This window comes from Amycolatopsis sp. NBC_00348, assembly GCF_036114655.1.
Classification (GTDB): Bacteria; Actinomycetota; Actinomycetes; order Mycobacteriales; family Pseudonocardiaceae; genus Amycolatopsis.
Window position 1 is genome coordinate 8,822,550 of the sequence record NZ_CP107994.1, and the last position, 19,934, is coordinate 8,842,483.

General features: G+C 69.7%; 23 protein-coding genes and 3 tRNA genes. 14 read left to right on the forward strand and 12 right to left on the reverse strand.

Annotated elements, in window-relative coordinates; genetic code table 11:
- Window positions 1-91: 91 nt before the first annotated feature.
- Complete coding sequence (locus tag OHS58_RS39395; protein ID WP_371827614.1) at window positions 92-1,468, forward strand: MFS transporter; 1,377 nt, start codon at window positions 92-94, stop codon at window positions 1,466-1,468.
- Between the two features lie 68 nt (window positions 1,469-1,536).
- Here the strand turns inward: OHS58_RS39395 and OHS58_RS39400 are convergent, their stop codons facing one another.
- The 4 genes from OHS58_RS39400 to OHS58_RS39415 form a co-directional block, all read right to left on the reverse strand.
- Entirely contained in the window at window positions 1,537-2,031 is a 495-nt protein-coding gene (locus OHS58_RS39400; RefSeq protein WP_326945764.1) for a hypothetical protein, read from the reverse strand.
- Entirely contained in the window at window positions 2,028-2,576 is a 549-nt protein-coding gene (locus tag OHS58_RS39405; protein WP_442875575.1) for a SigE family RNA polymerase sigma factor, read from the reverse strand. Before OHS58_RS39405 ends, OHS58_RS39400 begins: the two co-directional genes overlap by 4 nt.
- A 7-nt stretch (window positions 2,577-2,583) precedes the next feature.
- On the reverse strand, window positions 2,584-2,886 hold the full coding sequence (locus OHS58_RS39410) for a hypothetical protein (protein WP_328645771.1): 303 nt from the start codon (window positions 2,884-2,886) through the stop codon (window positions 2,584-2,586).
- A gap of 173 nt (window positions 2,887-3,059) precedes the next feature.
- A complete protein-coding gene (locus OHS58_RS39415) occupies window positions 3,060-4,259 on the reverse strand; it encodes a L,D-transpeptidase (RefSeq protein ID WP_328645772.1) in 1,200 nt (399 codons plus the stop codon).
- A gap of 470 nt (window positions 4,260-4,729) precedes the next feature.
- Between OHS58_RS39415 and OHS58_RS39420 the strand changes: the two genes are divergently transcribed.
- On the forward strand, window positions 4,730-4,933 hold the full coding sequence (locus OHS58_RS39420; RefSeq protein WP_003097368.1) for a cold-shock protein: 204 nt from the start codon (window positions 4,730-4,732) through the stop codon (window positions 4,931-4,933).
- A gap of 180 nt (window positions 4,934-5,113) precedes the next feature.
- On the opposite strand, the gene OHS58_RS39425 is transcribed toward OHS58_RS39420, so the two are convergent.
- A complete protein-coding gene (locus OHS58_RS39425; protein WP_326945766.1) occupies window positions 5,114-5,551 on the reverse strand; it encodes a hypothetical protein in 438 nt (145 codons plus the stop codon).
- A gap of 613 nt (window positions 5,552-6,164) precedes the next feature.
- Between OHS58_RS39425 and OHS58_RS39430 the strand changes: the two genes are divergently transcribed.
- The 5 genes from OHS58_RS39430 to OHS58_RS39450 all read left to right on the forward strand — a co-directional run bounded on the left by OHS58_RS39430 (window position 6,165) and on the right by OHS58_RS39450 (window position 7,767).
- Entirely contained in the window at window positions 6,165-6,419 is a 255-nt protein-coding gene (locus OHS58_RS39430) for a hypothetical protein (RefSeq protein ID WP_247060133.1), read from the forward strand.
- A 163-nt stretch (window positions 6,420-6,582) separates the two neighbouring features.
- Window positions 6,583-7,377, forward strand: coding sequence for an SCO6745 family protein (locus OHS58_RS39435; protein WP_328645773.1), 795 nt, complete (start codon window positions 6,583-6,585; stop codon window positions 7,375-7,377).
- Between the two features lie 101 nt (window positions 7,378-7,478).
- A tRNA-Glu gene (locus tag OHS58_RS39440) sits at window positions 7,479-7,551 on the forward strand.
- A gap of 37 nt (window positions 7,552-7,588) precedes the next feature.
- Window positions 7,589-7,662 (forward strand) — tRNA-Asp (locus OHS58_RS39445).
- Window positions 7,663-7,693: 31 nt separating this feature from the next.
- Window positions 7,694-7,767, forward strand: a tRNA-Phe gene (locus OHS58_RS39450).
- A 44-nt stretch (window positions 7,768-7,811) separates the two neighbouring features.
- Here the strand turns inward: OHS58_RS39450 and OHS58_RS39455 are convergent.
- Window positions 7,812-8,126: a hypothetical protein gene (locus OHS58_RS39455; protein WP_326945798.1), complete on the reverse strand. Its 315-nt coding sequence runs from the start codon at window positions 8,124-8,126 to the stop codon at window positions 7,812-7,814.
- A gap of 379 nt (window positions 8,127-8,505) precedes the next feature.
- Between OHS58_RS39455 and OHS58_RS39460 the strand changes: the two genes are divergently transcribed.
- Window positions 8,506-8,856 (forward strand): YciI family protein, encoded by a 351-nt coding sequence (locus OHS58_RS39460; protein WP_328645774.1) that lies wholly within the window; start codon window positions 8,506-8,508, stop codon window positions 8,854-8,856.
- A gap of 10 nt (window positions 8,857-8,866) precedes the next feature.
- Here the strand turns inward: OHS58_RS39460 and OHS58_RS39465 are convergent, their stop codons facing one another.
- Together OHS58_RS39465 and OHS58_RS39470 are read right to left on the reverse strand one after the other, a co-directional pair.
- Window positions 8,867-11,182, reverse strand: coding sequence for a sensor domain-containing protein (locus OHS58_RS39465; RefSeq protein ID WP_328645775.1), 2,316 nt, complete (start codon window positions 11,180-11,182; stop codon window positions 8,867-8,869).
- Between the two features lie 40 nt (window positions 11,183-11,222).
- Window positions 11,223-11,975: a rhomboid-like protein gene (locus OHS58_RS39470; RefSeq protein ID WP_328645776.1), complete on the reverse strand. Its 753-nt coding sequence runs from the start codon at window positions 11,973-11,975 to the stop codon at window positions 11,223-11,225.
- A gap of 130 nt (window positions 11,976-12,105) precedes the next feature.
- Here OHS58_RS39470 and OHS58_RS39475 point away from each other — a divergent pair, with 130 nt between their 5' ends.
- Complete coding sequence (locus tag OHS58_RS39475) at window positions 12,106-12,633, forward strand: hypothetical protein (RefSeq protein ID WP_328645777.1); 528 nt, start codon at window positions 12,106-12,108, stop codon at window positions 12,631-12,633.
- Here the strand turns inward: OHS58_RS39475 and OHS58_RS39480 are convergent, their stop codons facing one another.
- Window positions 12,634-13,080 (reverse strand): pyridoxamine 5'-phosphate oxidase family protein, encoded by a 447-nt coding sequence (locus tag OHS58_RS39480; RefSeq protein WP_328645778.1) that lies wholly within the window; start codon window positions 13,078-13,080, stop codon window positions 12,634-12,636. It abuts the gene before it with no gap.
- A gap of 88 nt (window positions 13,081-13,168) precedes the next feature.
- Here OHS58_RS39480 and OHS58_RS39485 point away from each other — a divergent pair, with 88 nt between their 5' ends.
- Complete coding sequence (locus tag OHS58_RS39485; protein WP_326956222.1) at window positions 13,169-13,708, forward strand: TetR/AcrR family transcriptional regulator; 540 nt, start codon at window positions 13,169-13,171, stop codon at window positions 13,706-13,708.
- A gap of 7 nt (window positions 13,709-13,715) precedes the next feature.
- On the opposite strand, the gene OHS58_RS39490 is transcribed toward OHS58_RS39485, so the two are convergent.
- The 3 genes from OHS58_RS39490 to OHS58_RS39500 are packed head-to-tail and all read right to left on the reverse strand — an operon-like array spanning window position 13,716 to window position 16,085.
- Window positions 13,716-14,342: a DUF3558 domain-containing protein gene (locus OHS58_RS39490; protein ID WP_328645779.1), complete on the reverse strand. Its 627-nt coding sequence runs from the start codon at window positions 14,340-14,342 to the stop codon at window positions 13,716-13,718.
- Window positions 14,342-14,725 (reverse strand): hypothetical protein, encoded by a 384-nt coding sequence (locus OHS58_RS39495; protein WP_328645780.1) that lies wholly within the window; start codon window positions 14,723-14,725, stop codon window positions 14,342-14,344. Before OHS58_RS39495 ends, OHS58_RS39490 begins: the two co-directional genes overlap by 1 nt.
- A 25-nt stretch (window positions 14,726-14,750) precedes the next feature.
- The gene (locus OHS58_RS39500; protein ID WP_326945808.1) at window positions 14,751-16,085 is read right to left on the reverse strand and encodes a nucleobase:cation symporter-2 family protein; all 1,335 of its coding nucleotides are present in this window, start codon (window positions 16,083-16,085) and stop codon (window positions 14,751-14,753) included.
- 119 nt (window positions 16,086-16,204) lie between these two features.
- Between OHS58_RS39500 and OHS58_RS39505 the strand changes: the two genes are divergently transcribed.
- The 4 genes from OHS58_RS39505 (at window position 16,205) to OHS58_RS39520 (ending at window position 19,928) form a co-directional block, all read left to right on the forward strand.
- Window positions 16,205-17,344 carry a 5-methyltetrahydropteroyltriglutamate--homocysteine S-methyltransferase gene (locus tag OHS58_RS39505; RefSeq protein WP_326945809.1) on the forward strand — a complete coding sequence of 380 codons (1,140 nt, stop codon included), beginning with the start codon at window positions 16,205-16,207 and terminating at the stop codon, window positions 17,342-17,344.
- Complete coding sequence (locus tag OHS58_RS39510; RefSeq protein ID WP_328645781.1) at window positions 17,344-17,661, forward strand: NIPSNAP family protein; 318 nt, start codon at window positions 17,344-17,346, stop codon at window positions 17,659-17,661. Before OHS58_RS39505 ends, OHS58_RS39510 begins: the two co-directional genes overlap by 1 nt.
- 208 nt (window positions 17,662-17,869) lie before the next feature.
- Window positions 17,870-18,655 (forward strand): IclR family transcriptional regulator, encoded by a 786-nt coding sequence (locus tag OHS58_RS39515; protein ID WP_328645782.1) that lies wholly within the window; start codon window positions 17,870-17,872, stop codon window positions 18,653-18,655.
- A gap of 58 nt (window positions 18,656-18,713) precedes the next feature.
- Window positions 18,714-19,928, forward strand: a complete 1,215-nt coding sequence (locus OHS58_RS39520; RefSeq protein ID WP_328649930.1) for an NAD(P)/FAD-dependent oxidoreductase — start codon at window positions 18,714-18,716, stop codon at window positions 19,926-19,928.
- Window positions 19,929-19,934: the final 6 nt, after the last annotated feature.

Here is a 19,934-nt window from a genome sequence, read left to right on the forward strand (position 1 = left end):
CTCAGACTGCCGACCTGCGGCAACCGGTCGAGACTGGCTGGATGAGCTCGAACGGCCCAACGGGCACGCTACGGAGGAGGTCGTCGCCGGCATGAGCGAACCAGCAGCTACGACGGGCAAACCGGAAGTGGACGAGAGAACCGTCAAGCGCGCCGTGTGGGCGTCCGCGATGGGCAACGCCACCGAGTGGTACGACTACGGCGTCTTCACCTCGGGCGCGATCGCCGTCAGCATCGGCTCGGAGTTCTTCCCCGGCGACGGCAACGCCGTGCTCAAGTCACTGGCCCTGCTGGCGGTCGGGTTCATCGTGCGGCCGTTCGGCGGGGCGTTCTTCGGCCCGCTCGGGGACAAGATCGGCCGCCAGAAGGTCCTGGCCATCACGATCCTGCTGATGTCGGGCTGCACGTTCCTGGTGGGCGTCCTGCCGACGTACTCCGGCGGCTACAGCATGGGCATCGCGGCCCCGATCGCCATCCTGCTCCTGCGCATCATCCAGGGCTTCTCCACCGGCGGTGAGTACGGCGGCGCGGCGACGTTCATCGCCGAGTACTCGCCGACGAAACGCCGGGGCTTCTTCGGCAGCTTCCTCGAACTGGGGACGCTCGCCGGGTACGTGCTCGGCAACCTCGTGGTGCTCGCCGTGACGCTCTCGCTGTCGGCCGACCAGGTCGACGCCTGGGGCTGGCGGATCCCGTTCTTCGTCGCGCTGCCGCTGGGCCTGGTCGGGCTCTACCTGCGGAACAAGCTCGAGGACACCCCCGAGTTCCGCCGGCTGGAGGCCTCGGGCGAGAAGCCGCGCAAGGCGCCGCTCAAGGAGATCTTCACCCGCAACTGGCGGATGATCCTCAACCTGATCGGCATCGTGCTGCTGCTGAACGTCGCGGACTACCTGCTGCTGACCACGATGCCGACGTACTTCACGGAAACGCTGAAGATCAACGACAACACGTCGACGCTGATCATCATCGCGGTCGAGGTCCTGCAGATGGCGATCATCGTGCCGCTCGGCGCGCTGTCCGACAAGATAGGCCGGAAGCCGCTGCTGCTCACCGCGGCCATCGGGTTCCTGGTGCTGAGCTGGCCGTCGCTCAAGCTGATGCAGTCCGGCAGCATCCTGTGGCTCTTCGTCGGGTTCCTGATCGTGGCGATCCTGCTGGTGCTGATGCTCGCGGTGATCGGCTCGACGTTCCCGGCGATGTTCCCGACCCGCGTCCGGTACGGCTCGTTCGCGATCGGCTACAACATCTCGACGTCGCTGTTCGGTGGTACCTGCGGTGTCATCGTGACGGCGTTGATCCAGAGCACCGGCAACCCGGACTGGCCGGCGTACTACCTGATGGCGGCGGCCCTGATCGCGATCATCCCGATCATCAAGATCCCGGAGACGTCACAGGTGCCGATCGAGCAGATCGACACCGAGGACAGCGGGGGCGGCAAGTCCCTGACCGGCGCGTCCGCTCAGCGTTGAGCGGTCCCGCGCCTCGAAATACGTGTGCCCCGTCCGGATCACCGGGCGGGGCACACGTGCGTAGTGGGTCAGCGAGACGTCGTCCGCGGTGCTTCCGGGGCCGTCTCGGTCGGGTTCGCGGACGGCGGCGGCAGCGAGACCGACGAGGGCTGCTTCGACTTCCGGGTGGTCGCGGCGACCGGCGGGCTCGACGGCCGCTGCGTGCTCGGCACCGAGCGGCCCGGCTGGGCCTCCGGCGGCGCGATGGACGTCGCCGGCACCTCCTCCTGGGACGGTATCGGCCGCGGCGACGGGGGAGCGGTGGTGCCGATCGTGGACAGGCCGGGGTCGGCGGGCTGCACCGGGTCCGGCGGCCCGAGGCGGTGGCCGGCCAGGAAACCGGCCACCGCGAGGATCACCGCCGTCGCGGTCGAAGTGCCCACGACCGCCAGGCGCTTGCGCCGCTGCCGGATCCGGCCGCCGCGTTCGATCACGTCGGCGGCTTCCAGCCGCATCGGCGGCGTGTCACCGGTCGCGCCGGTCAGGATCACGCGGACGTCGTCTTCGGGGTCCACGTTCGTCACCTCCCCTCCGTGGGTGCGCTGAACGTCAGCGCGGTGTAGTGCGGGCCGAGCCGGTTGCGCAGGGTGGCCAGGCCCCGGGAGGACTGGCTCTTCACCGTGCCGGTGCTGCAGCCGAGCGCCTTCGCCGTCTCCTCGACGCTCAGGTCCTCGAAGTACCGCAGCACCAGCACGGCGCGTTGCTTGGGGGCCAGCACGGCCAAAGCCTGCCGGACCAGCGTGTCCTGCTCGCTCCCGGCTTCCGCCGGGAGCTCCGGCAGGGTGTCGGTGAGCCGCTCCCGTTTCCACCTGCTGCGCCGGTGCTCGGCGAGGAACGTGCGCAGCACGACCTTGCGGGCGTAGGCGTCCAGGGTGTCGTGGCGCGACAGCCTCGGCCAGGCGAGGTACAGCTTGATCAGGGCCGCCTGCGTGAGGTCTTCGGCTTGGTGCCAGTCACCGCAGAGCAGGTACGCCGTGGACCGGAGGCTGTGCGCGCGCTCGCCGAAGTACCGGGCGAACTCGCCGTCCCACGGCGAGCCCGGCCCGGTCGACGGACGGGAGCGGGTGATCACCTGACTACCGGGTCACCCCGATGGCCGGCAGGTGCAGATCACCGGTCGGGCCGGCCGGGACGGCGCGGGGGACGCGCGGAGCCTGCTCGGCGCGCGGGGCCTTAGTCGTCGCCGGGACGGCGCTCGGCGCCGGCAGGGGCTTGCGGGTGGACTGGGGCGGGACCGGAGCCTGGGTCGGCGGCTCGGCCGGCCGGGTCGTCGCCTGGGGCGGTGCCGTCGGCGACGGGGCGGCCATGGCGATGCCACCGGTCAGGGCGCCACCGGCGAGCACGAGCGCGCCGAGGGACAGGGCGATGCGGATACGCAAGACAGCTCCTCATTCTCGCGGACGCGGCTGTCGATCGCCGCGCCTCTGCCCGTAGTCATGCGGTGGGTGCTCGCCGGGGTTGCATCGGATTTCCCGGGTTTCGCGGAAAGCACGAACGGCCGGGAAGTCCGCACTGGACTTCCCGGCCGCCCGGTGTTCCTCGAAGGTCTTTCTCAGCCGGCGAGCGCCGACAGCTTCTGCCAGCTCGCCCAGTCGTAGGTCCAGTCGCTGTAGTCGCCGTCCTTGGCGGACAGCGTCTGGGTGCTGCCGGTGATCTCCACCGGGTCGCCGGTGAGCACGCCGTCGTAGTACTCCTTGGCGCGCGCGGGCGACAGGTTCAGGCAGCCGTGCGAGATGTTCTTCTTGCCCTGGGCCCAGACCGACGCGGCCAGGCCGTGGATGAACTCTCCGTTGTTGGAGATCCGGACCGCCCACGGCACCACGACGTTTTCGTAGTGGTACTTCGGGTTGCTCATCGCGTAGGTGGACTGCTTGCCCATCACGACGTGCGTGCCGCTGTGGGTGACGCGGCCCGGGTCGGAGTCGAGGCCGTAGCTCACCGGGTAGTCCGCGATCTGCTGGCCGTCCCGGATGACCTGCATGGTGTGCTGCGTGGTGTTGCCCTTGACGATCTGCGAGCGCCCGATCGCGAAGCTGGCCGACACGTCCTGCTTGCCGTACACGCCTTCGCCGATCTTGACGCCGTAGATCTTGGCGTTGACCTTCACCTGCGTGTTGGGCTTGAAGTACTCCTTCGGCCGCCAGTGCACCGAGGTGTCGCCGTCCAGCCAGGCCCAGGAGCCCTCGGTCTTCGGCGTCGTCTCGACGGAAAGCGCCTTCTCGACGGAGGCCTTGTCGGTGACGCGGCTCGGGAAGCTCAGGGCGATCGGCATCGCGATGCCGTACGTCTGGCCGTCACCGACGTTCAGGCTGGCCTGGGTCTGCCGCTTCGGCTTGACGGTGGTGAACGTGCCGCCGATGGGCACGTTCTTGCCGTCGGCGCCCGCGGCCTGGCCGGACCAGGTGTAGGTCTTGCCGTAGCCGAGCTGCTCGGTGGTGTTCCAGGTCTTCTTGTCCGCCGACGTCTGCCCCTGGACCTGCTTGCCCTCCGGGTTGGTCAGCGTGACCGACAGGATCGTGCCGCTGTCGACCTTGACGCCGACCGGCTCGCCGGGCGCGACGTCCTGCGCGCCCGCGGCCGGTGTCACCGCCAGCTTCGCGGGCTGCGCGGCGGGCGCCGGCGCCGGTGTCGGGCCCCCGCCCGACGTCCCGCTCGCCGACACCGTGGGTTCACTGCTGCACGCCCCCAGCGCCAGCACGGCGACCAAGCCCAGTACCACAGCCGCGCCCCGACGCCGCGTGGAAGTCTTCACCGTCACTGCCAATCCCCTTTGCCCCTTTGGTGCTTCCCCTCTTACGAGACGCCTCGCGGACCTCGAACGTTGAGCGGTGTTCGAGTGACGAGCGTCACAGTCGCCCGGAGAGGCTTATACAGAGGGGGCACGACCGACTCCGAGCCGTATCCGGTGATCACGGAGCCGATGTGCCGCGCAAGACTAACCGGTGGGTCCGACAGAACCGGGTGCGGAGCCCTACGACGTTCCGGTGACCTTGGCCCGTGCAGGCGTTTTTCGCCTCGATCACGGGGTTCAACTTTGGCCAGATCCCGGTACTCTGCTCGGAGGCCGTCGTTTTGCGTGTTCGTGGCTTCACACTCGCGGAACTTCTGACGCGAGCCATGGAGCCGACACGCTCTTGACTCGACTCGTTGGAACCGCCCGGGACGGCCGGGGTGCCGCTTCGGTGGCATTCGAAGCGGATCTGTGCAACGAGGAGAACAGCGGTGGCGCAAGGCACTGTGAAGTGGTTCAACGCGGAGAAGGGCTTCGGCTTCATCGCGCAGGACGGCGGAGAAGGCGACGTGTTCGTGCACTACTCGGAGATCGAGGGCCGCGGCTTCCGCACCCTCGAGGAGAACCAGCGAGTGGAGTTCGAGGTCGGCCAGGGCCAGAAGGGCCCGCAGGCCCAGAAGGTCCGCGCGATCTGAGACCGAGGCTTGTTCCGGTCAGCCCACCGCGCCCCGCACACAGACCCGCTGGTTCGTGCGCACGCCCTTTGCGGCGGGCGACGGCTGAACAAGTCTCGCAGGCCCTTTGCGTCTCTCAAGGCCTGAGTGAAGGGCCCCCGGCTTCCGCTGGGGGCCCTTTCTCATGAGCCGCGGGGCTGGTCAGCGCCGTCCGACGGCCGGCGCGTCGAACGCGTCGGCGGGGAAGTGGAACTCGTCGGTGAGGTCGGTGACCTCTTCGGCCCCGACCTGCCGCTGGTCCTGGAGGGAGGCGGCCTGCCCCTCCCAGTTGAGCCGCTCGAGGATCCACTCCTGAGCGAGGGCCTGGGGCGAGATGCCGCGGGCCTCGGCGACGTCGGTGAGCTGCTTGCTGGCGATGAGGCTCATGCGCAGCTGGAACACCTGCGCCTCACCGAAGCGCTTGCCGGTCCCGGTGCTCTCATTGTCCGCATCAGGCGCCAGGGCGGCCAGGTAGCTCGTGAGTTCCTTGTCCTCGACAACACCGTCGTCGGCGGTCTTGGCGGCACCGCGGTGACGCCCGGAGGACACTGCCTTGAGGTTCGTGCGGCTGCCTAAGCGGCCGAGTGAGGGAAGGGGCACGAGCCACACGATAACGGTTGGGTCTCACCACACAAACCACTGTGAGCCACGACACGCCCCTTTATTTACCCGATCAGCCCAACCCCCACCTGAACAGCCCAAAGCAAGCTAAACGCAAAGCAACCAGTCACTAACAGTACGAGTCGATCACCCAAAGAAACAACGCAACAAAGACGGCAAAGGTGACCGGGTAAACGCTGGAAGTCTGGCGACCGCACCGTGGGGGTCCGGGGGCTCGGCCCCCGGGAGATACGCCGAAATGATCGGGGGCGAAGGGCGAAGCCCGAAGCCCCCCGAGAAATGGAGGACCCCCGCGCCAGGGGGAGGAACGCGGGGGTCGGAGGGGATCTCCACAGGCGCTGACCGGGGGTGTGTCAGCACCTCGATTGTTGCACGAGTTGCGTGGTTGGGCGAGTGCGCAGCGGGAAATTTCCGCGTGGGGTGTCACTTTGCGCTGGGGTGACGTTCGTTCGGGTGGTGTTGTTCTTCGGGCGTGCTGATTGCGCTGCGTTGAGCGGAGCGTGGCCTCAGGTTCACTCTCCGGGGGGCTGTGTGTGGCGCCCGGCGCTGGTTAGCCTCGCGGCCAAGTTGTTGTGAGCCGTGTGGAGGGGCTATGAGCGGGTCTGTCGAAGTGCGGGAGTTCCTCCTTCGGTACGAAGGTGCCGATGGGGGTGGTGCCGCGCTCGCCGGGGGTTTGCCGGCGCAGCGCAGTGGTGCCGCTGATACGCAGCGGGTGTCGGACGACCAGGTCCGGCGGGCGCGGCTGGCCGTGGCGAACGGTGCGCTGGGGGTCGACGACTGCGTCCAGCTGCTGGAGATGCTCGGCTTGAACTTGGACGAGGACGGGCAGGCGCCGGTCCAGCGGTGAGGTGGTCGGCGGGTCCGGCGGCCCAGGTGGTCGCCGCCGGGCCTTTCCGGTGATGTTCGTGCAGGTTGCCGCCCGTTTTGGGCAATGATTCCCAGGTCTTCGCAGGTTCCTTGACGCTGGTTTCGTAACAGTGTTACGTTTGCTGCGTCGAAAGGGGCCGGACATGCTGGCGATCGAGGGAGCGGCCGGGTTGGCGAACCGGATCCGCCCGGTGGTGCAGGTGCTGGGCGGCAGGTTCATGACGTCGCCGGAGCTGGCGGCGGTCGAAGCCGAGGTGGGCCTGCCGCCGCGTTCGCTGTACGTGCGAGGCCGCTCGGCGGTGCTCGGCGACGTCCCGCCGAAGGTGGCCGCGGAGCTGTTCGGCATCTTCCCGCACTGGCTGTTCGACTTCGTCCTGCCGCCGGCGACGGCGGCCCTGGACGCACCCGCCGCGGTCCGCGCCTACGCGGAGTCATCGGCGCGCTGGTCCCGCGTCAGCCTTTCGGCCGCACCGGAGCCGGGTCGCCTGGCGGAGCTGTTGTTCCGCGTGGTCGACACGGCGGACGCGAGCGGCCTCGCGCTCTTCGCCGGCTGGAAGAACGCCTCGCGCCCGGAGGGCGACGCGGAACGGCTGGGCTTCGCCCTGATGGTCTTCCGCGAGCTGCGCGGCGGCCTGCACTTCGCGGCGCTGCGGGCCGTGGGCCTGTCGGTGCCGGAAGCGGTGGTGGCCGACCCCGAGGGCGGCCGCGAGCGCCTGCTGCGCACGGCGTGGCCCGCGGAGGCGGCCGACGAGCTCGTGGCGTCCGCGGCACGCAAGCCGGACCTGCGTGATCGCTGGCACCGAGCCGAGGCGTTGACCGACGAGCGCGTCGGCGAGCTGCTGACGTCGGCACTGACGGAGCCCGAGCGCGCCGAGTTCGGCCGTCGCCTGGCGGAGCTGGCGGAGTTTGCGCAGGTCCCGGCTTTGTCGAGGGGTTAAGGAACCCCCGGTGCAAAGGGGTGGTGGCGTGCCCTATGCTTGTAATCGCTCCCGGGGGACAACCTGAGAGCGCGGTCGGTCGGTTAGCCGAAACTGATCGGGCTCCCATCGTCCAGCGGCCTAGGACTCCGCCCTTTCAAGGCGGCAACGCGGGTTCGAATCCCGTTGGGAGTACGCAGTACAGTAGTAAAGGAACGAAAGCAGTACGCAAGGCCCTGTGGCGCAGTTGGTTAGCGCGTCGCCCTGTCACGGCGAAGGTCGCGGGTTCGAGTCCCGTCAGGGTCGCAAGATCGTTCGGCTCCAGGCCGGCGTTCCCGGCCAGGTAGCTCAGTTGGTACGAGCGTCCGCCTGAAAAGCGGAAGGTCGCCGGTTCGACCCCGGCCCTGGCCACCGCTCACGAAGACCGTCTCGACTCAGTCGAGGCGGTTTTTTCGTTACCCGGCTTCCTCGACGTGGAAGTACCCGACGGGCTTGGGTCCTTCGGTGATCACGACCACCGTGCCCGGCCGGATCCGCTGGGGCCCGGTGTTCTCGACGATCAGCCAGCGTCCCTCGGCCGCCCAGGTCAGTTCGCCGGTGGGGACGCCTCGCACCACGAACGACGCGAGCCCGGTGTCAGCGGTTTCCGGCGGCACGAAGGCGTTCGCGGCGTACCGGCCATCGGCGCGCGGCGGGCCGGAGGTGCGCCCGCCTTGCTCGGGCGTCAGCCACACGACGCGGCCGCGGAACGGGAACGGAGCAGTGTCCACGGCCCGATTCTGCCGGAGACGATCAGCGCGGCACGACCACGATCTGATCAGCGTCCTCGTAGACGATCCGCCCCGGCGGTTGCCGGGAAACCAGTCGTTCGCACCGGACGCCGTGGGTGTCGAGGATTTCGAGGTAGCCGGCGGCCCGATCGACCAGTTGCCGGGCCGGCTCAGGTCGTTGATCAAGCCGAAGAACCCGGGATGGCGGCCTTCGGAGTTGGGCTCTGCGCTCTGGAACCTGATGTACGCCACCCCAGCAGTGTGCCCGTTAGGCCGAACGAGTGAACCCCGGACGGCCATGTCCGGACGCGGCAAACGGCGTCGACCCATCGGCGAAGGCAGCCCGAGAACGGGCCGCCGCCCACTACGGGGAGCCGATATGCGATACCTGCTCACGCTGCACATGAACCCCGCCCTCTGGGGCACCCTGACCGACGACCAGAAGAACGGCGTCTACGCAGGCCACGGCGACTTCATCAAGCTCGTCACCGACTCCGGCGAGATGGTCGAGACCAAGGCGCTCGTCGATCCCGCCGGTACCAGGACCGTCCGGGTCGAGAACGGTGTGCCGCGCGTCGAGAACGGCACCTTCGTCGAGTCCGCCTCCTTCCTCTGCGGCTACTACGTCGTCGACGTCGAGAGTGAGGAGCGGGCCGTCGAGCTGGCCGGGAAGATCCCGGACGCGCAGTACACCGCCGTCGAGGTGCGCGAGGTGATCCACGAGGCTTGATCTCGAGTGGCTACCGGCTGCCGAACAGTTCGTCCGCCGGGATCGGCCGGCCCAGGTGGAATCCCTGCGCCTGGTCGCAGCCGAGCCGGCGGAGCAGTTCCAGCTGCTCCGCCGTCTCGACGCCTTCGGCGATCACGGTCAGGTCTACCGCGTGGGCCATCGCGATGATGCTCGTGACGATCGCTTCGGCGTCGTGTGACTCGGCGATGCCGGTGATGAACGAGCGGTCGATCTTGAGCGTGTCCAGCGTCAGCCGGCGCAGCTGCGCGAGCGACGAATAGCCCGTGCCGAAGTCGTCGATCGCCAGCAGCACGCCCAGGGATCGCAGTGCTGCCAACACTTCCCCGGCCGCTTCCTGGTCGCGCATCAACGCGCTTTCGGTGACCTCCAGGCAGAGCGCGCCCGCGGGCAGCCCGGTGCTCGCGAGCGCGTCCTGGACCGCGGGCACCAGGTGCGGGTCGTCGAGCTGCCGCGTCGAAAGGTTCACCTTCAGCGTCAGGTCCAAGCCCTGGTTGTCGCGGCGCCAGGCGAGCTCGCGGGTGGTGGCGCGCAGCATCTCCTTGCCGATCACGTTGATCAGGTCGCTCTCCTCGGCCAGCGGGATGAACTCCGCCGGGGAGATCGGGCCGAGCCGGGGATGTGTCCAGCGCAGCAACGCTTCTACCGCCACCATTTCGCCGGTCTTCAGGTCGACCACCGGCTGATAAGCGGGCCAGAGCTGACCTTCGTGGACCGCGTCGCGCAGGTCCTGTTCCATCCGCAGCCGGCGCTGCATCCGTTCGCGCAGGCCGACGTCGAAGAAGTGGTGCCGCCCCCGTCCGAGCGTTTTCGCTTGGTACATCGCGACATCCGCGTCGCGCAGCAGGTCTTCGGCGCTGCGCTGGTCGGCGCCGTCGACGAGCACGACGCCGATGCTGGCGTCGAGGTGCAGCTGCCGGCCGAGCACGCCGATCGGCTCGGCCAGCGCGGCCCGCAGGTGCTCGGCCAGTGCGCGGACCTCGCCGGGTTCGGTGACCTCGTCGGTCACGATGACGAACTCGTCGCCGCCGAGCCGCCCGACCAGGTCGGCGCGGCCCGACGAGCGCCGCAGCCGCTCGCCGACGATCCGCAGCACCTGGTCGCCGACCGAGTGCCCGAGGGAGTCGTTGATGACCTTGAACTTGTCCAGGTCGAGGAACAGCACGGTCGCCGGGCCGCGGCGGCCCCGGACGTCGAGGCGGTCGAGCACCAGCGTCCGGTTCGCCAGCCGGGTCAGCGGGTCGTGGGTGGCGTCGTGCGCGAGCCGGGCGCTGATCGCGCGGGTCTCGCTGATGTCGGTGAACGACGTGACGACCGCGGCCACCGTCGGGTCGTCCGGGTCGAGCAGCCGGGAGGTCAGCGACACCCAGACGTCGCGGCCGTCCGGCCGGCGCAGGCGCACGACGAGGCCGTTGTAGCTGACCCCGGTCCGCCGGGTCCGCACCGACGGCATCTCGTCCGGCGGGATCCACTGCCCGGATTCAGTGAACAGCACCAGCGAGTGGCACGGGACGCCGATGAGGTCGGCTTCGGCGGCGCCGAGGATCCGGCACGCCGCCGGGTTCGCCGCTTCGACGAGCCCGGTCGGCCCCATGAGCAGCACGCCTTCGTCGAGCGACGCGACGACCGTGCGGTAGTTCTGCTCGGCCCGCCGCCGCGCGGTTTCGTCGGCACAGACGAGCACCCAGCCGTCGTTCATCTCAGCTGCCGAAACGCGGACCGTCAGCGGTGCCCCGTCCCGTCGCCGGTGGACGGCTTCGGCGACGCCACCGCGGCGCAGCTCCAGCGGCGCGCCGACCAGCTCGCTCGCCCGGCGTCCGACGGCTTCGGCCGCGGTCCACCCGTACACCGTTTCCGCGGCCGGGTTCCAGCTGGTCACGACACCTTCGCCGGTGGTCGCGATCAAGGCGTCGCTGACGTGCGACACGAGCGCGGCCTGGTAGCGGAGGGCGTCGGCGGCCGCCTTCTTCGCGGTGATGTCACGCATGACGACCTGGTAGCCGGGCCCGGCCGTGCGCACGGTCTGCGCCTCGACGGCGAACTTGCTGCCGTCCAGCCGGGACATCAAGGCTTCGACGGGCTCGGTGGCGGCGCCGGGCCCGGCCAGCAGCGCGAGTTTCTCCAGCAGCGCGGGCCGGGAGTCCTCGGCGACGAAGTCCGTGAACGGGCGGCCGACGACCTCGGCGGCGGAGCAGGCGGCGAACGCGTCCAAGGCGGCACGGTTGGCGTAGGTGACGACTCCGTTCTCATGGACGCAGATCGCGTCCGGACTCAGCTCGACCAGCTCGGCGAGGGAGTCTGCCTCCATGTGCGTCCGTCCCCCATGCTGCTCGGCTGTGGCCCGTCGATTACACCACCGACTCCGGCCCGTGCATACCCGCCGGAATACGCGTCCGGCCTGCGGATGCGCGGCGTAACCGCGGGCCCCAGAACAGCAGCCCGAAGTGCGCGGCGACGGCGTGGCCGAGCAGCGTGACGACCGAGTCGAGGGTCGTGGGGTCGTCGCTGAGGTAGATCACCGCGACGAACGTCTCCATCGCGGCCAGCGCGAGGAGCCGGGTGCGGCCGCGGAGCAGGAGCACCAGGGCGCCGGCCGTGGTGAAGAAGCCGTAGCTGACGCCGATGTCGAGCCAGTGCCCGGCCGAGCTCGGCAGGACGTGCGCGCTGATCAAAGCCATCACCGGCAGCTCGGTGACGAGCGTGGCGAGCACGTGGCCGGAGAAGAACACGGTGGCCACGCGGCGGATGCCGAACCGGCGTTCCAGTGGCGCGACGGCGATCGCGAAGATGAGGACGTAGACGAGCCAGCCTTCGTCCGCCAGCCAGAGCGCGCTGGTCAGCAGCGAGGTCAGCGGTCGCCGCCACAGGTTGTGTGCGTCGGTGCTGGACAGCCGGAGGAGCCGGTCGGTCAGGTCCGTGTCGGCGAACCGCAGCAGCAGGGTCGTGCCGAGCAGGAGGACGAGATAGCCGAAGGTGAACGGCGTCGCTCGCGGGTTCGGGATGAACCGGACGAACTGTCGCCAGTTGCGCCGTGCCGGACCAGCGAGGTCGAGGACCCGCGGTTCGGCTTTCAGCAGCATGGTTTCAGCTTCGCCGGGCATGCTGGGATTCTCCCCAACCGCAGCTGTGAAACCCCTGTGGATAGTCACTGACCGTCAGATCACACAGCACGTAACGAATTTTTGCCGGTACCTCACCCGTTCGGGTGCTTTGTGCGGTAAAAATACGGCCGTGAACGACGAGGTATCGGTCGCCGAGCTGCTCGTGCGCGAGGGCTGGGGCGACCGGCCGGTGCAGTCTCGGTGGCGGGTGGTCGCGGTGATGCTCGCCGTCGTCATCGGCTGCGGGGCCGCCGCGGTGCTGGTCGCGTTCAGCAGCGGTCAGGTGCGCCAGGACGCCGCGCCGGTCGACCAGATCCAGGTCGTCCCGATGCCGCAGCGCACCACCGGCCTCGGCGGCGCGGGCCAGGCGACGGACTCGCCGAACGACGGCGGGGTCGGCGGCGGCACCGGCGGCGACGTCGTCGTCCCCGGCACGCACGAGGGCACCGTCACCGAGGTGCCGGGCCGGCCGTCGGACACCGAGAGCAGCACCGAATCCGCGACGGCGACCACCGCGCCGACCGCCGGCGCGCCGGGCTCCACGACCGCCCCGGCCACGACGACGACCCCGGCCGGTGGTCAGCAGCCGCCGCCACCGCCCACGACGTCGACTTCGCCGCCGCACCAGGTCACGTGCATCTTGATCATCTGCTGGTGATCAGGCGAGCTGCTCGCCGAGGTCGCTGAAGTCGGACGTGTTCCAGCGTTCCGGGCGCATCACGATGGCGATGTTGTTGCCGTGGCTGGCATCGGTCGCGTCGGTGTAGGCCTCGCTGACGCCCGGCGGCAGGTAGCGGGCCGCCACTTCGTGCCGTTCCGCCTTGGTCATCGGCCACGTCTTGACGACCGGGCCCTCGACCGAGACGTACTTGTAGACGCCGTCCTGCTCCTGCACGCACAGCGCGAACCGGCCGGCTTCCTCGATCAGCCGGGTCTTGCGCAGCCCGGGCGACGTCATCACCATGACGTCCCCGCCCGGCTCGTAGCGGTACCAGATCGGCGTGGTCAGCGGCGCGCGTCCGGGTTCGGCGGCGACGCTCAGCACGCCGACGCGCGGCTCGGCGAGGAACGCTTCCCGCTCTTCACGGGTCATCTTGCGGGCCATGGTCTCGCTCCTTAAGGCAATTCGATTTGCCTTAAAGGTACGCAGACGCGACTCGCTAAAGCAAGTACCTTTGCTTTAGGATCACCTCATGACCCGACCCGGCGGCCGCAGCGCCCGCGTCCGCGACGCGGTGCACGACGCCGTCGTCGAGCTGCTCGCCGCGGGGGAGACCGACGCCACGGTCCCGAAGATCGCCGAGCGGGCGGGCGTCAACCCGACCAGCATCTACCGCCGCTGGGGCAACCTCGACAACCTGCTCCTCGACGCCGCCGTGACGCGCCTGCGCGAGACGTCGCCGATCCCGGACACCGGCTCGCTGCGCGGCGACCTGACGGGCTGGGCGGCCGGGGTCGAACGCGCGATGCGCGACCGGCACGGCCAGATCCTGCTGCGCGCGCTCGTCGCGACGATGGCCCCGGAACGCGAGCCGATCGAGTACCTCCGGGCCCGCGGCGACGACCTGCAGCAGGCCCTCGACGCGGCCGCCGCACGCGGCGAGGCGGTGCCGTCGGTGCAGGACGTCCTCGACCACGTCCTGGCCCCGCTGTACCTGCGCGTCCTGTTCCGGCTCCCGGTCGAACCGGGCGTCGGCGCCGAATTCGTCGAACGGTTGCTCAAGACCCTTTGAGCAGGCCTCAGCTGGTGCCTCGGATGGTGGTCAGCGCTCTGATCGCCCCTTCGCGAGCTACATCGCACGGGTCTTTCTTGCCGACATTGGCTTGCGACAGCGTCAAGCCGACGTCGAACACCTCCTGATCACTGGTTCCGACGGCGACAGAACAAACGCCTTCGGTGTCCCTCGCGTCGTAGACGCCATACGCGACAACGGGGTAGCCGTTGATGGGCTCCAGCGGCGTGAACAGCGCGTACCTGGCGCCTTTGTCCTTGTAGAAGCTGGTCAGGCCGGCCGTAGCGGCCCTGTCGAAAATCACGCGGACCAGCGGACGGCTGGCATCGGGCGGATTCCACGAGCAAGCGGGCCCGGCCGGCGATTCGAGGTCCGGCCTTGTCTGCACTTCGGGTCCGATCAGTTCTCCCGCTTGACTCTCCGAGAGTGCGTCGCAGGGAGACTGGCGGAATCGCGTGAGGTCGACCGGCGTCTCGACCTTCGGTACTCCGGGACCGGGCACCTGATCCGCGGTATCCGGGGTCGCGGTCTGACCTGGTGATTCGCTCGACGGCCGCGGGTTGCCGCGAGTGGTACCGGTGCATCCGGTGAGGATGAGTGCCGCGACACCGGCGATGGGCAGAACGCGGCGCATCAGGCGAGGCCTTCCGGTTTCTCGAGCTCTGCAGCATGTTGTTCTTCGGTTGTGGCGTATTTGCCGAGAGCCGCGAGGAACTTGTCGGCCATCGCGTCACAGTGGTCCGCGCGCGCTGAAAGCGACTGCATCAAAGCCTGGCCGGACGCTTGGATCAGCTCGGCGTTGCCCTGGCTCGCGTATTCGAGCCCGGGTCCCTCGGTCTGCGCGATGCGCTCCGCGTCGAGCCGGTCGTCCCGGTAGTCCTGGGCCAGCTGCCGCCACTGTCCGGCCAGTTCATGAAGAGTTTCGACGGAGTACTCGAACCCGCCGCCGGTGCCGAGCGGGTTGAGGTCCTCGAGCAAGCCGCCGTACGTGACCGCGTCAGGCTCCTCTGACTTCACAGTGTCTCCGACCGGGCACTCTGGGTTATCCGACGTCGGGGAGGTTACCAGGTTCCTCGCGCCGGCCGAGGTGGTTGAAGAGCAGGTTCAACACGAAGGCCAGCACCGCCGTCACCGTGATCGAGCTGCCGCCGATCGTCTGCAGCCAGGCCGGGAAGTGCTGGAAGATCTTCGGCGCGAACGCCGGCAGCAGGCCGACGCCCAGCGCCACCGCCACGACGAAAGTGTTGTGGTTGCCGGAGAACTCCACCGTGCGGAGGTTCTGCGCGCCGACCGCGGCGACCATCGCGAACATCACCACCGCGACCCCGCCGACCACCGGCTGCGGGATCGCCGCGATGAACGCGCCGATCTTCGGGACCAGGCCCATCAGCACCAGGATCCCGCCGGTCACCGCGACCACCCAGCGGCTGCGCACGCCGGTCATCCGCACCAGCCCGACGTTCTGCGCGAAAGCCGTGTCGGGGAAGGAGTTCATCACGCCGCCGAGCACGGCCGAGAAGCCGTCGGTGGCCAGGCCGCGCGCGAGGTCGGAGTCCGTCGGCGGGCGCCCGGTGATCTCGCCGACGGCGATCATGTCGGCCGTCGACTCGGTGAACGTCACCAGCATGACCACGCACATCGACAGGACCGCGGCGACCGGGAACGTCGGCGCGCCGAAGTGGAACGGCGCCGCGAGCCCGAACCAGCCGGCCGCGCTCAGCCCGTCCCAGTGCACCAGCCCCAGCGGGATCGCGACGACCAGCCCGATCGCCAGGGCCAGCAGCGGCCCGATCTGGTTGGCGAAGCCGCGCAGCACGCGCGTGAACAGCACGAGCAGCGCGAGCACGCCGAACGCGAGCAGGATGTGCGACAGGGCCGCGTAGTCCGGCGCGGTCGGGTCGTTGCCCGCGATCAGCCCGGCGCCCGGGCCGAGCAGCGAGACGCCGATGACGAGCAGCAGCGTCCCGGTGACCAGCGGCGGGAAGAACCGGATCAGCTTCGCGAACGGCTTCGCGATGAGCAGTCCGAACACGCCGGACGCCATCATCGCGCCGTAGACCGCGGGCAGGCCGTACTGCGACGCGATGAGGATCATCGGGTTGACGACGCTGAACGTCGCGCCCGCCACCACCGGCAGCCGGATGCCGAGGAGCTTCCCGATGCCGATCGACTGGATCAGCGTGGCGATGCCCGCGACCAGGAGGTCGGCGTTCACCAGCAGCCCGATCGTCGCCGCGTCGAGCTTGAGCGCGCTGCCGACGATCAGCGGCACCGCGACGGCGCCGGCGTACATGATCGACATGTGCTGCAGGCCGAGCAGCGCCAAGCGGCCGGCGGGCAGGCCCTGGTCTACCGGGTGGACCTCGGGTTTCGTCATGAACAGCCCCCTTTTGCCGTGCCAGCCAACGCCGTGCGGATGACGGTAGCAAGACGCCGCCGTGATGATCGTGTTTCCGGGGTGCGGCGGATCGGGCCGCGATGTGTGACCATCGGTGCATGACATCGGGCGGTATTTCCCAGGTGGGCCCGCCGTTTCGCGCCGATCACGTCGGGAGCCTCCTGCGGCCCCCGGTGCTGCGCGACGCGCGACGGCGGCACGAAAGCGGTGAGATCGGTGCGGAGCAGCTCCGCGCGGTCGAAGACGACGCGATCCGTGACGTGATCAAGATGCAGCGAGCGGCCGGGCTGAGCTCGGCCACCGACGGCGAGTTCCGGCGGGCCTCGTGGCACATGGACTTCATCTACGCACTCGGCGGCATCTCCAAGAGCGACGAACGGCTGCACGTCAAGTTCCACAACCTGGCGGGCGACCTCGAGTTCAGCCCGCCGGGCCTGCAGGTCGACGGCAAGGTCCGGCTCGAGGAGCCGATCTTCGCCGACCACTTCCGGTTCCTGCAGTCCCATGTGGACGCCGGCGTGACGCCGAAGCTGACCATCCCGTCGCCGAGCATGGTCTACTACCGCGGCGGCCGGGCGGCGGTCAGCGAGACCGTCTACCCGGAGCTGGAAGAGTTCTTCACCGACCTCAGCGCGGCGTACTCCGCGCAGGTCACCGCGATGGCCGGCCTCGGCTGCCGCTACCTGCAGCTCGACGACACGAGCCTCGCGTACCTGAACGACCCGGCGCAGCGCGAGCTCGTCCAGCGGATGGGCGGCGACCCGGACACCCAGCACCTGCGCAACATCGCGACGATCAACGCGGCGCTGGAGGGCCGGCCGGACGACCTGGCGGTGACGACTCACTTGTGCCGCGGGAACTTCCGCTCGTCGTGGGCCGCTTCCGGGAGCTACGAGTTCGTCGCGGAAGCCGTGTTCGGCGAGCTGGCCGTCGACGGGTTCTTCCTGGAGTACGACGACGAACGCTCCGGTGGTTTCGAGCCGCTGCGGTTCGTGCCGAAGGACAAGAAGGTCGTGCTCGGCCTGGTCACCACCAAACGGCCGGAGCTGGAGGACCCGGACGTCCTGGTGCGGCGGATCGAGGAGGCGTCGCGGTACGTCGACGTCGACCGGCTCTGCCTGTCGGGACAGTGCGGGTTCTCTTCGACGGAGGAAGGCAACGACCTCACCGTGGACGACCAGCTGCGGAAGCTGGAGCTGATCGTGAAGACGGCCGACCGCGTCTGGGGTGGCCACTGATGATCACCTGCGTCGTCGACTACGTCATCGACCCCGCGAAGCTGCCCGACTTCGAACGGTTCGCCGCCGCCTGGATGCGGTTGGTACAGCGAGAAGGCGGCGTCCACCACGGCTACTTCCTGCCGTCGGAAGGCGCGAGCGACGAAGCGCGCGCGTTGTTCAGCTTCGAGAGCTTCGCCGCGTACGAGCAGTACCGGACCTTGTTCGGCGTCGACCCGGACTTCATCGAGGCGGACAAGATCCGCGAGGAAAGCGGTTGCGTGATCCGGTACCGCCGGTCGTTCATGCGACCGCTGCTCCCGGACGACGACCTCTGAGGTGGGTCGCCCCGGGTTCGTCCCGGGGCGACCGCTGGATCAGCCGCAGTTACCCCAGCTGTGGCGGGAACCCTGCGCCAAGGTCGTGGTCGGCGTCGCCAACTGCCGCCGAAGTCGTTGGCGCAGGCCGCACCGCCCACACGCCCCGGACCCTGGGCGGTTTGGCCGCGGGTTGCGGGTCCTGGCTCCGGTGCGAAGACTGATCCCCATGCGACACAGCGCGCAGCGGCCGCCGTCGGTGGTTGATCGTGTTCTCGATCTGCTCGGCGCGTTCTCCGCCGAGCGGCCGCAACTCACGCTGTCCGAGCTGAGCCGCCGCGTCGGACTGCCGTTGTCCACCACGCATCGGCTGGCCGGTGAGCTGACCCGGCGTGGTGCGCTCGTCCGGGATGACGCCGGTGCGTACCGCGTCGGGCTCTGGCTGTGGGAGGTCGCCTCCCTCGCGCCGCACGGGGCCGAACTCCGCGAGAGTGCGATGCCGTTCCTGGAGGACCTTTACGAGGCCACGCACCAGAACGTGCAGCTCGCGGTGCTCGACGGGCCGGAGGTCGTCTACGTCGAACGCATCTCCGGCCGCGGTGCGGTCAACGTCCTGACCCGGGTCGGCGGGCGGCTGCCGGCGCACGCGACCGGCGTCGGCCAGGTGCTGCTCGCGCACGCGCCGGCCGACGTCCAGGCGGAGGTCGTCGAGAGACCGCTGAAGGTGTTCACGCCCAAGACGATCAGCTCGGAAGGTGAGCTGCGTCGCGTGCTCGCGGACGTCCGGCGCAACGGGTACGCCATCAGCGACGGCCAGATCGAGCTGATCGCCCTCTCGGTGGCAGCGCCGGTCTTCGGCGCCGACGACGAGGTGGCGGCGGCGATTTCGGTGGTCGTGCCGGCGGAGGGCACCGACCCGAGAACGCTGGTCCCGGCGGTGCGCGCGGCGGCGCGGGGGATCTCGCGGGTCCTCGGCGCCCCCCGCGCGCTGCGGACCAGCGGCGAACCCCACTGATCGACTCCTCGACGAGCCGAGCGGGTTGTGCTCAGATGAAACCATGGGTGAGCAGGGAGTGGGCACGGTTCTGGTCGTCGGCGCCGGGCAGAGCGGGTTCCAGGCCGCGGCGTCGCTGCGCGACCGGGGCTTCGACGGCCGGGTCGTGCTGGTCGGGGACGAACCCGGCGTGCCGTACCAGCGGCCGCCGCTGTCGAAGGCCTACCTGGCCGGGACCGCCGGGCTCGAGCAGCTGCACCTGCGCGGCGAGGACTTCTTCGCCGAGAAGGGCATCGAACTCGTCGACGCGCGCGTCAAGTCGATCGACCGGGCCGCGAACCGCGTCCACTTCGACGACGACGAGGAGCTGGCCTACGACCACCTCGTCCTGGCCACCGGCGCGCGCAACCGGGCCTTGCCGGTGCCCGGCGCGGACCTGCCGGGCGTGCTGGCCTTGCGCACGCGCGACGACGCCGACCGGCTCCGCGCGTCGCTGTCCGACGCGCGGGACGTCGTCGTGGTCGGCGGTGGCTTCATCGGGCTCGAGTTCGCGTCCCACGCCGGCCGTTCGGTGACGGTCGTCGAGGCGCAGGACCGGCTGCTCAACCGCGTCGCGTCGTCCGAGATCTCCGGGTACTTCGCCGAACTGCACCGCGAGGCCGGGCACACGGTCCTGCTCGGCCAAGGGGTTTCCGCGCTGCACGGCGACTCGCGGGTGCGTGAGGTCGAGCTGTCCGACGGCACGCGGCTGCCCGCCGACCTCGTCGTGATCGCCGTCGGAGTCGTGCCGGAAACCGCGCTCGCCGAGGCCGCCGGGCTGGACATCGCGAACGGCGTGGTCGTCGACGCGCACCTGCGCACGTCCGACCCGCGGATCTTCGCGATCGGCGACTGCGCGAACTTCCCGTGCGTGCAGGCGGGCGCGGCGACCCGGCTGGAGTCGGTGCAGAACGCCGTCGACCAGGCCCGGTGCGTGGCCGCGGCGCTGACCGGCGCCGACGAGCCGTACGCGAGCCTGCCGTGGTTCTGGACCGACCAGTCGGGCGCGAAGCTGCAGATCGCCGGGATCCTCGACCGCGCCGACCGGACGGTGGTCGCGGGTGATCGCGAGGCGGGCAAGTTCTCGGTGCTGTCGTTCCGCGACGACGTCCTCATCGCGGTCGAGTCGGTGAACCGCCCGGCCGACCACATCGCCGCGCGACGGCTGTTCACCGCCGACCCGCACCCGGCGTACGCGGACCTCGAAGCGAGCGGGTTCGACCTGAAGGCGCACCTGAAGACCCGCGTCGCCTGAGATCGT

Excerpts from the sequence above, each read along its gene's own strand:
- OHS58_RS39395 (WP_371827614.1), top strand. The coding sequence starts at position 92 with ATGAGCGAACCAGCAGCTACGACGGGCAAACCGGAAGTGGACGAGAGA.
- OHS58_RS39430 (WP_247060133.1), top strand. The coding sequence starts at position 6,165 with ATGAGCGGGTCTGTCGAAGTGCGGGAGTTCCTCCTTCGGTACGAAGGT.
- OHS58_RS39435 (WP_328645773.1), top strand. The coding sequence starts at position 6,583 with ATGCTGGCGATCGAGGGAGCGGCCGGGTTGGCGAACCGGATCCGCCCG.
- OHS58_RS39460 (WP_328645774.1), top strand. The coding sequence starts at position 8,506 with ATGCGATACCTGCTCACGCTGCACATGAACCCCGCCCTCTGGGGCACC.
- OHS58_RS39465 (WP_328645775.1), bottom strand. The coding sequence starts at position 11,182 with ATGGAGGCAGACTCCCTCGCCGAGCTGGTCGAGCTGAGTCCGGACGCG.
- OHS58_RS39470 (WP_328645776.1), bottom strand. The coding sequence starts at position 11,975 with ATGCCCGGCGAAGCTGAAACCATGCTGCTGAAAGCCGAACCGCGGGTC.
- OHS58_RS39480 (WP_328645778.1), bottom strand. The coding sequence starts at position 13,080 with ATGGCCCGCAAGATGACCCGTGAAGAGCGGGAAGCGTTCCTCGCCGAG.
- OHS58_RS39485 (WP_326956222.1), top strand. The coding sequence starts at position 13,169 with ATGACCCGACCCGGCGGCCGCAGCGCCCGCGTCCGCGACGCGGTGCAC.
- OHS58_RS39490 (WP_328645779.1), bottom strand. The coding sequence starts at position 14,342 with ATGCGCCGCGTTCTGCCCATCGCCGGTGTCGCGGCACTCATCCTCACC.
- OHS58_RS39500 (WP_326945808.1), bottom strand. The coding sequence starts at position 16,085 with ATGACGAAACCCGAGGTCCACCCGGTAGACCAGGGCCTGCCCGCCGGC.
- OHS58_RS39505 (WP_326945809.1), top strand. The coding sequence starts at position 16,205 with ATGACATCGGGCGGTATTTCCCAGGTGGGCCCGCCGTTTCGCGCCGAT.
- OHS58_RS39510 (WP_328645781.1), top strand. The coding sequence starts at position 17,344 with ATGATCACCTGCGTCGTCGACTACGTCATCGACCCCGCGAAGCTGCCC.
- OHS58_RS39515 (WP_328645782.1), top strand. The coding sequence starts at position 17,870 with ATGCGACACAGCGCGCAGCGGCCGCCGTCGGTGGTTGATCGTGTTCTC.